At 45.7% G+C, this 10,617-nt stretch carries 5 protein-coding genes; 2 read left to right on the top strand and 3 right to left on the bottom strand.

The features are described 5' to 3' along the window. Positions 1-107: 107 nt before the first annotated feature. A complete protein-coding gene (gene fadI, locus BLT32_RS03090; RefSeq protein ID WP_053952838.1) occupies positions 108-1,418 on the top strand; it encodes an acetyl-CoA C-acyltransferase FadI in 1,311 nt (436 codons plus the stop codon). Next, a complete protein-coding gene (fadJ, locus tag BLT32_RS03085) occupies positions 1,418-3,544 on the top strand; it encodes a fatty acid oxidation complex subunit alpha FadJ (RefSeq protein WP_053952837.1) in 2,127 nt (708 codons plus the stop codon). Before fadI ends, fadJ begins: the two co-directional genes overlap by 1 nt. Before the next feature lie 8 nt (positions 3,545-3,552). On the opposite strand, the gene BLT32_RS03080 is transcribed toward fadJ, so the two are convergent. From BLT32_RS03080 to BLT32_RS03070, 3 genes are all read right to left on the bottom strand, one after another. Further along, on the bottom strand, positions 3,553-7,344 hold the full coding sequence (locus tag BLT32_RS03080) for an EAL domain-containing protein (RefSeq protein ID WP_082343119.1): 3,792 nt from the start codon (positions 7,342-7,344) through the stop codon (positions 3,553-3,555). Positions 7,345-7,517: 173 nt separating this feature from the next. Next, positions 7,518-10,229, bottom strand: coding sequence for an insulinase family protein (locus BLT32_RS03075; RefSeq protein ID WP_053952836.1), 2,712 nt, complete (start codon positions 10,227-10,229; stop codon positions 7,518-7,520). 26 nt (positions 10,230-10,255) lie between these two features. Next, positions 10,256-10,606, bottom strand: coding sequence for an outer membrane protein assembly factor BamE (locus BLT32_RS03070; RefSeq protein ID WP_053952835.1), 351 nt, complete (start codon positions 10,604-10,606; stop codon positions 10,256-10,258). Positions 10,607-10,617 lie beyond the last annotated feature (11 nt).

Raw genomic sequence — 10,617 nt, 5'->3', positions numbered from 1 at the left:
GCCATACTGTACCGAAAACGAAGGTTTTAATCTGCTCTATTAAGCGCTAGAATTTGTAACATATTTTGTGGTCAGACCAGTAATGGTTGATGAAGCGAGGAAAAGTTATGTCAGAAGCACATCAAGTGCGCACAGTTAACGGCGAGCGTATCGCCTTTGTTGCGGGCTTACGAACGCCGTTTGCTAAGCAGGCAACAGAGTTTCACGGCGTGCCCGCCGTTGATCTTGGCAAAATGGTCGTTCAGGAGCTGGTGAATAAAACCGGCATTGAAGGCGAATGGGTTGAGCAGCTGGTATTCGGGCAAGTGGTTCAAATGCCGGAGGCGCCAAATATTGCTCGCGAAATAGTGTTAGGAACCAGTTTACCGGTGAACACCGACGCCTACAGTGTGTCACGTGCGTGTGCAACGAGCTTTCAGTCTGCGGTTAATATTGCAGAAGCAATGGTTGCCGGACATATTCGCGGTGGTATTGCCGGCGGTGCAGATTCTTCGTCGGTATTGCCTATCGGTGTGAGTAAACGCTTAGCTCGCGCGTTGGTTGATCTGAATAAAGCCAAGACACTGGGTCAGCGCTTATCGATTTTAAAACGTCTTAAGTTTAAAGATTTACTGCCAGTGCCGCCAGCTGTGGCTGAGTACTCAACCGGTTTGAGCATGGGGCAGACTGCAGAGCAAATGGCTAAAACCCACAGTATTAGTCGTGCTGACCAGGACGAGCTGACCGTACGCTCGCATCAAAAAGCACACGCAGCGTGGGAAGCAGGATGGCTGGACAGCGAAGTTATGACAGCCTATCCGGAGCCTTATAACAAACACTTAAGCCGCGACAACAATATTCGAGGTGACAGCCAGGTCGACAAACTCTCTAAGTTGAAACCGGTGTTTGACCGCAAACACGGTTCGGTTACAGCGGCCAATAGTACGCCGTTAACCGATGGTGCTTCAGCGGTATTGATGATGACAGAAAGCCGGGCAAAAGAATTAGGTCTACCTGTGTTGGGCTATTTACGCAGCTACGCATTTGCGGCATTGCAGGTCGAAGAAGATATGCTGATGGGACCGTCTTACTCTACGCCGGTTGCTCTGGACAGAGCAGGCATGACGTTAAATGATCTCGATTTAATTGACATGCACGAAGCTTTTGCGGCGCAAACGCTAGCCAATATGAAAATGTTCGCCAGCGACAAATTTGCGAAAGACAAGCTGGGGCGCAATAAAGCCATTGGCGATATTGATATGGACAAGTTTAACGTACTGGGCGGCTCAATTGCCTACGGACATCCGTTTGCAGCGACAGGAACGCGTATGATCACGCAAACGCTGAACGAATTGCATCGTCGCGGTGGTGGTGTCGGTCTGACAACAGCCTGTGCCGCTGGTGGTTTAGGTGCTGCAATGATTGTGGAGACAGAATAATGAGTCAGGATAAAGCATTCACGATGGATATACGCGACGACGGTGTAGCTGTTGTCACAATTGATGTTCCGGGTGAGTCGATGAACACCTTAAAAGACTCATTTGCAGACGAGGTTGGCTCGTTGCTGAACAAGTTGGAAAGCGACAACTCAATTAAGGGCGTTGTTTTCATCAGTGGTAAACCCGGCTCGTTCATCGCCGGTGCCGATATTAATATGATTAACGACTGCGAAACCGCTGCAGATACAGAAAGCCTGGCTCGTAAAGGACAAGCCATGTTTGACCGTATTGAGCAGTTGGATGTACCGGTTGTAGCCGCCATTAATGGCGCCTGCCTTGGTGGTGGACTTGAGCTGGCTATGGCGTGTCATGTACGTGTCTGTACTGACAATTCGAAAACGGTACTTGGTCTGCCGGAAGTGCAATTAGGCCTTCTTCCGGGCAGTGGCGGCACACAGCGTTTGCCACGTTTGGTGGGTATTCAGCAGGGCTTAACCATGATGCTAACCGGCAAGCAACTGCGCGCGAAGCAAGCGAAGAAAGCGGGCTTAGTGACAGAAGTTGTGCCGCAAAGTATTTTACTGGATGTAGCAGTTGAACACGCACTGAAACGTAAGCCGAAAGCCAGTAAAGCGCCTCTAAAAGGTTTTAGTAAGGTTCTGGAAGGCACGAAGTTTGGCCGCGATATTATCTTCAAAAAAGCGGGTGAACAGGCGCAGAAAAAAGCGCATGGAAATTATCCGGCTATTGATAAAATTATTCAGACGGTGCGCGAAGGTGTTGAACGAGGGCACGAAGCCGGGTTAGATAAAGAAGCGCGCAGTTTTGGCGAGTTAGCCATGACACCTGAGTCGTATCAGCTTCGCCAGATTTTCTTTGCAACCACTGAAATGAAGAAAGAGACCGGTGCTGATGGCGTTGAACCAGACCCAATAAAGCGCGTTGGCGTTCTTGGTGGTGGATTGATGGGCGGCGGTATTGCTTATGTTACGGCAGCAAAGGCGAATATACCTGCGCGTATTAAAGATATTGCTGAAGATGGTGTACGCCATGCACTGCATTACAGCTATGAGCGCTTAATTAAGAAAGTGAAGCGTAAACATATGCGCCGTGCTGAGTATGAGAAAACCATGCTGATGCTAAGCGGTACGCTGGACTATAGCGGTTTTGAGCGCACCGATGTCGTTATAGAAGCGGTCTTTGAAGACTTGGATCTTAAGCAAAAAATGGTGGCTGACATTGAAGAGCACGCAAGTGAGTCGACTATTTTTGCTACCAACACTAGTTCATTGCCTATCACGCAAATTGCGGCTAAGGCAAAGCGACCGGAACAGGTTATTGGTCTGCATTACTTCTCTCCGGTCGACAAAATGCCGCTGGCAGAAATCATTACCCACGAGGGGACCTCTGATAAAACCATTGCGACCACGGTGGCATTGGCGAAAAAACAAGGTAAGACACCTATTGTGGTAAAAGACGGCGCTGGTTTTTACGTAAACCGTATTTTGGCGCCTTATATGAATGAGGCGGCGCGCCTGATGCTTGCTGGTGAGCCTATTGAAAAACTGGATAAAACCTTAGTTAAGTTCGGCTTCCCAGTCGGGCCCATGACTCTTTTAGATGAAGTGGGTATTGATGTCGCGGCAAAAGTTGCACCAATTTTGGTTAACGAATTGGGCGACAGATTCGAAGCGCCGCAAGCCTTCGAAAAGCTGATTGATGACGACCGTAAAGGTAAGAAGAACCAGAAGGGTTTCTACAAGTACGGTAAAGGCGTTAAAGGTAAGCCGGTTGATACATCCGTTTATTCGCTATTGGGTGTTGATCCTAACGAGAGTAAATCAGCAGAAGATATCGTCGATATTTGCTTGTTACCGATGTTGAATGAAGCTGTTTACTGCTTGCAGGAAGGCATTATTCGTAGCCCGCGTGACGGTGACATAGGTGCTATTTTCGGTATTGGTTTTCCGCCATTCTTAGGTGGACCGTTCCGCTATATGGACAGCCAGGGTATCGGCAGCATTGTCGCTAAACTGGAAGCTTTAGCGTCAGAAAGAGGCGAGCGCTACACACCAGCACCATTGCTAAAAGAAATGGCAAAAAACGGCGAGCGTTTCTACTCTTAAGTGAACGTTTAAACGTCAACCACGTCTGCTGTATGTTGCTTGATAAATTCAATAAAACTATCAGCAGGCATTGGTTTCGCATAATAAAAGCCTTGGATGTATTCGCATTCAAGGCTTTTTAATTGCTCAAGCTGAGCTTCAGATTCAACCCCCTCTGCAATGACTTTCAAGCCCAGGTTATGAGCCATACCAATAATCGACGCAACCATACTGCGGTCTTTTGAGCTTGTCGTGATGTCATCGATAAAGGCTTTGTCTATTTTTAAACTGTCCATAGGGAAGCGCTTAAGGTAAGCCAGTGACGAATAACCCGTTCCGAAGTCATCAAGAGCCAGTTTAACGCCCATATCGGATAGGTTCTCCATCATAATAATGGCTCTCTCGGGGTCACTCATGACCATGCCTTCGGTTATTTCAAACTCAACGTGGCGTGGGGGCAATGACTCCTGGCGCAATATACATTCTATCTGCAAAGCCAGTCCAGACTGCATAAATTGGCGAGCTGACAGGTTAATAGCAATGGTTTTGGGCGCGCCCGGGTACTGCATAAAGACCTTCATATCTTGACATGACTGGCGCAGTACTTGTTCGCCAAGCTCAATAATCAGGCCTGTTTCTTCAGCCAGAGGAATAAAGTCAGCTGGACTTATCTGAGAGCCATCATCACTTTTTATTCTTGCCAGCGACTCTATACCGGCAATGTGCCCCGTATGAACCTCAATCTTTGGTTGATAGTAAACTTCAACGCCATTATTTTTCAAAGCTGCACGCAGTTGGTTTTCCAGTTTCAGCCGTTGCACGGCATTTTCGTTCATCGACTGACTGAAAAATTGATAGCAGTTTCCACCGCGCTGTTTGGCGTGGTACATGGCCATATCGGCCTTTTGTAGGAGCTCTTGCGAGGTAATGCCGTCGTGTGGAAATAGAACAATACCAATAGAGCTACCAATAACAATATCTTGATTATTAACGGAATAGGGTTCAGCGATGGTTCTGTTTATCTTGTGCGCTAAGTCACCGATAAGGTGCAAGTCGGTGCTGTCTTCAATCAGCAAGCCGAACTCATCACCACCCAGTCGGTACAGTGTGTCCTGCCGCCGACTAATATCCATAAGCCGCTCAGCAACCAGGCAGAGCAAGTCATCACCAACTTCATGTCCCAGCGAGTCGTTGACCTTTTTAAAGTCGTCTAAGTCAAATAGTAACAGGGTGTGAGAGACTTTCTTACGCACTAAGTTTGAGTGACTCACCTGAAAGTAAGAGCGGTTTGGCAGACCGGTTAAGGTATCCGTATTGGAAAGGCGTCTTAGCTCGCTCTCGGTGCGCTGGCGCTCCGTAATATCAGAAAAGCTGGCGACGATGAAAGACAAAGCGCCTTCGTCATCATGAACGGCATCCAGGGTAAGCTCTATTAAGAACTCACTACCGTCAGCTTTAATGTCGGTTAACTCTCCACGCCAGGTACCTTCTTTTATGACCGTGCGTTTAATTTGGTTAGTAAACTCTTCAGAATAAAGATCAAGGTGGAAGCTTTTTCCCAAAGCTTGCTCACGGGGGTAGCCTAAAATGCGCTCAAAAGCCTTGTTTACTTCTACCTTCTTGAAAAAGCGGTCGAAAATACAAATGCCATCGGAAATGTTGGTAATAGAAGCTGCCAACATATCAATTCGGTCTTGCGAGCTAACTAAGCTGCTAACGTCGCTGAGCGTGCCATGCATGACATCGACGCCGTTTTGCTTCTCGATCCTGCCTTGATCCAATACCCAAAGCCAGGCGCCGTTATTGTTTATTCGATAGGAACACTCGTAATATTCCGTTTGCCCATTTACATGGTTATCTATTGCCTCTTGTAAGCGGTTAACGTCACCTGGGTGAATATTTGATGAAGTGTTTTCCGGTGACTTAAGGCGACGACCATCGACCGGAAACGCAGGGCAGTCTGGCCAAATATACTGCCTCAATAGTTCACCTGTAGAGAGGTTCCACTGCCAATACTGGCTGCGACTGAACTGAAGCGCTTTTGCCTGACCATTCAGTGACGTAGTGAGGTTCGTTAGTTGCTTGAGCTTAAAACGATAGAGGACAATGGTAATACCAAGAGCGAGTAAAGCGACAATGCTATACCCCAAAATTGCGTAGGGAGTTGTCCAAAAAGAATGAGTGATGCTATAGCTTGTTTCATTCTGTGCGTACCAGTTCTCCCCGTTTAAAGAGGCCTGAGCAGTAAGCTGATAGGTGCCTGGAAATGGCTGGTTCAGTTGTAATGGCAGTTCGCTATGTTGAATGTAAGACCATGTGGTTTGATTTTTATCGAGCTTGTAGCGATAGGTGAGTGTGTTACCGACTCTGGAAAATGGTAACGAAAACCAAGCTTCTGCCGCGCTGCCCGAAGGTTTAATATCTATGGCAAGGGAGGCGTTTTTTAGCGGCAGCGCCGGGTTTATTTTTTTTCTTTCAGATATTTCAGAAAACGGATTAATGGCATAAGCATTGTTTTCTGAATGTAGCCACAATGTCTCGCCTAAACGAGTGAGCCAAAATGAATCATTTAAGTTTAGGCCGTAGTCAAGGCGTTGCCATTCGCTTTCCACCGTATTGTATTTATACAGCTGGTGTGTTTTCGTCAACAAGAAGATATCGTCAGAGTAGGCTTCGATATCAGCAACGTTTTCAATGCTTACCGGCGACTCTGCGATAGTTATAATTTCTTTTTTTATAAAGTCGTAATTAACCATTCCCAAGTCAGACTGTATCCAGTACTGATGTTCGCTTGTCTGAGTATAGCTACCCGTTCTCTTTAACGATTCTGGTAAATGAGATTTGATACTATCAGGCAAATGGTTAGGGACAGTGTAGTGTTTTAATATCGCTGGCGCATAAGAATTTGGTATTTCGACTAGCCCATTCGACGAGGTTGCCAGAAACAGGTCACCGTTATTAGAAAACTCAATTTTCCCCGTGGCTGGGCTTTGCGTTAATTGCGCTAACTGTTTGTTACTGTAACTGTAGAGCCCTTGTTCGGTGGCTATGAATAATTGGTTGTCGTGCCTTTCAATATCGGTAACGACCGCTTTTAGCTCATTAATTGGTTGTGGGGTTTGAACGCTGCGAAGCTCATTATTAAGTAACCTCAACCCGCTATTGGTCGCTAGCCAAAATGCGCTTTCAAACCATGTTATTGCTTTAACTTCAGAGGCATTTACAGTGTCCGATATGGGGTTGCGCTTTGTTACTGAGAAAACGTTATCGGAGTAACCATCCCATACATAGATACCTCCGGAGCCGCTGCTCAACCAAAACCAGCCACCGTGAAACTCAATAAAGTGAATATTCGTTACTGGTTGCCCGTTATAGTTAAGCGCTTTTTCTTTAAAGTGCTGAGTTTGCGGATTGAATGTGAGCAGGCTCTCAGAGGTTCCGATAAATAACAGGCCATCCTGCCCTTCAGTGAAGGTGTTCACTTTGAAAGCGGTTGTGTCATGCTTTGGAAAAAGGGTTGAAGTCCATTCAGCGTTTTTTTGAAGACGCCATAAACGATGATCTGTAGTCGTCCATAAAGAATTGCCAATAGTTAATAGGGTGCCTGAACCGGCATGGTTAACTGCATCGATGTTCAGGCTATTGATATTGTTTAGGTCAACACCGTCATACCGGGCTAAACCCTTAGCGGTTGAGAGCCATAGAAAGCCTTGAGGACCTATTTCGATGTCGCGAATATAATTGCTGGGTAGACCATTGGCAGATGACAGGAACTTAACGTCCTCTGGTTGAAAGTCCAGCGTAGACGTAGGTTGAGCCATTAGCTGACTCGTGAATGAAAGCAAAAAGAATACTGCGGCGCTGGCGCACGCCCTCGTATACAAAGAAAATGTCACAGAGTACCCAGTAGGCCGCTAAAACGGCTCTTTTTGTTAATATATTGTTAAGTTATCGGTTTGATAACCCGCTGTCAAAGCCTATTTTACTTGGCTTGCTAGCTTGTTTGAAGCCTCAACCAACCTGAATTTTGTGACAATTTTTGTCGTATGTCAGTCAGCCAGTCGGTTAATTGATAATTATCAAGTGCGTCCAGTAATCTGAGCTGGCGGTTAAATGATGTGTCGCCCAATTGAATAGCACCCCATAAGCGTTGACTCTTAACCCGAAGGCTTCTGTCGCGTGTGCGTATTTGTTGTTGAAGAACCGCTTTGGTGTGGTGCCAAACTTTCAGCGTGGTTGTATCTAGTCGACTGAACAGCTTTTCAAGGCTATCTGAAACTTCGTCAAATAAGGTGTCGGTTGGTGCACTATTGGATTGAACAAAAAATAAAATGCCGGGTAGACGCTGAACAGGAAAGTATTGACTACCCGCCGCATAACCTAACTGTTTCTCGGTGCGGATATCATGAAAGAACGCTTGATGTACTAACTGCTGAAGTAACATATAGCAAATTTGCTCTCGCTCACTGTCATTGTTGCCTTGCTGATAAAGTAAAATAGCGTTATCAGGATGAGAGCAGGGAACCTCAAGTTCTTGGTTAGAAAATTCGCTGACTTTTTTAACCGAATCTCTGTCTTTTTGTGCCGGGCGCTCAGTGGGCAAGTTTGCCTGAATAAGTTCAGCAAGTTCGTGCGCTTGACGCGTTTGCCAGTCTCCGTGCATAAAGGCTTTTATATACACTGGCTCGAACATTCTCTCTAATGCTTGAGTAAACTCACGAAAAGATAAAGCAGAGAGCTGGTTGGCAAGCTCGGGCAGCCTAAAAAGTCCAGGTTGTAATTGCTGATTGAGCTCTGCGAAAAGCTTGTTTAATGGTTGATTTTGATGCGCAGATTGCCAGTTGGCAACTAGGGTTTGCTTTATATCTCGGAAACGACGGTGCGCAAATTTAAGTACTAAGGCGCGTTTCATTAAATGTGACATTAACGGAAGTTGCCCCTCTGACAATCCCGTTGTGTGAATAACAATACCTTGCTGAGTGGGGTAAATATTAAAATGCAGCCCGGCAACTTCAGCGTCATAAAGATCATCATTTAAGGCGTCTATAATGAGTTCAGACCAAAGTCGGGCAATTGCGAAGTAATAAGCTGAACTGGTTACTGCAGGTAATTTCAATGCTAAATAAATATGCCCCTTAGGTACGCGGAACTCGGTATCTTGCAAGTGCCACAGCTCCATCAAATCGGAACTTGAAATGCATTCCGGCAGTAACGTCTCGTTTTCTAGTGGTTGCGGGTGTAACCGGTCATTTATAAAACGGTTGCGCTCGGGCAGTTTGGCGATGAACTCTGCGGGTGTTTGACTAAGCTTCGTTAATTGCGACTCAGTGAGTTTTTCTACGCTGTATTGAGTATTGTAAATAGGCGCTTCCCGATCGGTTTTGACATCAGGAGCGATTAACGTAATACGACTGTGTTTTGGCGTCATTAGCGTCAGTAATTTTTCAGCGTAAGCATTATTAAGCTCATCCATTCGGTAGTCACCGTAAATGGTGTCTTCCAAACTATAATGAAAAGCGTTGATGCTTAATTGGCTGGCTAATTCACCGACGGGCGTTGGCTCCTGATAAAGAAAGCTTAACTCAGACGTAATTTTTCTTTCTTGATAACGCCAGTCTTCTATTCCCTCGGTTTTCACCTTTCGCAAGTAAGCAAAAACCCATTGCAGTATGGTGTCGATATTTTTTCGACCCGATAGGGTTAGCTGAATGTTGACATTAAAGTCTTTAAAGTTGCTACCGCTAATCCCTCCGCCAGCAGATAAAGAGTTTATCCAGCCTTTGTCGCGTAAGCAGTTAAATAAACTGCCGGGACCTTCGTACCCGACAATATGCGCAATAAAACTGGTGGTTTTGTTTCGGTAATCCTGGTCAATGCCTGGTAACGGAAAGGTGAGAATAAGGCGGTAGGCATCTTTTAATGGTTTTACCTGAATGAAAAGGCCTTTTTGTTCCTCAGTATACAGAGGTTCAGTTATGGCCGTTTTTGGTTGTGCATGATTTTGAAAGTCAGAAAAATGACGAGTCGCGATAGCCTCTAGTTCTGTCAACGATTGTGGACCGGCAAGTACCAGCTGCATTCGATTTGCGCTGAAATGAGACTCATAAAAGCGCTTAAGCTTCTGTTGTAAAGTACCGTGCTCATCATCTTTTAAGGTATTTAAGTTTCCAACAGAAAACAGAGAAAAGGGATGATCCTGATTAGCCGTCACTTTATGAACCTGATACAGGCGACGTAACTCATCTTTTTGTTTTAAACGAAACTCAGACTCAATGGACTGTTTTTCTTTTTGAATCCACTTATCGGAAAAAAGAGGCTCTTTTAAAATTGAGGCAAAACGCTCAAATGCGGCTTCAAGTGCGTTTGCATTACAGTCAAAGTGGAAATTAGTAAATTCAGTGCCTGTCCAGGCGTTGTGCTGACCGCCATGAGCGCTAAGAAAATCATTGAAGGCGCTGGGCTCAGGGTAAGACTGGCTGCCCATGAAAAACATGTGCTCTAGAAAGTGAGCGAGACCTTGGGTATGCGGCGGATCGTCAAAGTGACCTGCACTGATGGCTATGGAGCCTGCCGCTTTCACGCTATCAGGACAATGGACTAACAGCACTTTAAGTTGGTTATCTAAAACCAAGTGCTGATAGTCACGCTTGTCACTGGGACTTCGGACAACACGGACGAGCTCATCAGTCTTTGAGGAGTTCGCCATAATGCTCCTTAGTTCATATTAGGTTTTTATTGATCGAGAGGCTGATCAAACTGATCTGACTTAGCAAAGTCGCCGCTTAAATCACTTAAACGTTCGTTATTGAAAGTTAAGATCAGTTCTTTACGGTAAACTTTACCTTCGTTCGGGTTCATATTGTACAAGTACACCCAGCGATCTGAGTCGAAGCTGTTTTCAGCGACAGGCTTGCCTAATACGTAAATAACCTGCTCTTCAGTCATTCCGATACGAAGCTTATCAACATCGTCTTGCTCAAGGTAATTGCCTTGAGGAATATCTATTCTGTAAACCATGCTATCGAGCACAGAGCAACCACCTAAGCTCAGCAATGCGGCGATACAAACTGCAAATTTGGTCATGAAATACCTAT

Source organism: Idiomarina zobellii, from assembly GCF_900100855.1.
Lineage (GTDB): Bacteria > Pseudomonadota > Gammaproteobacteria > Enterobacterales > Alteromonadaceae > Idiomarina > Idiomarina zobellii.
This window is presented reverse-complemented; position numbering and strand designations above follow the sequence as displayed.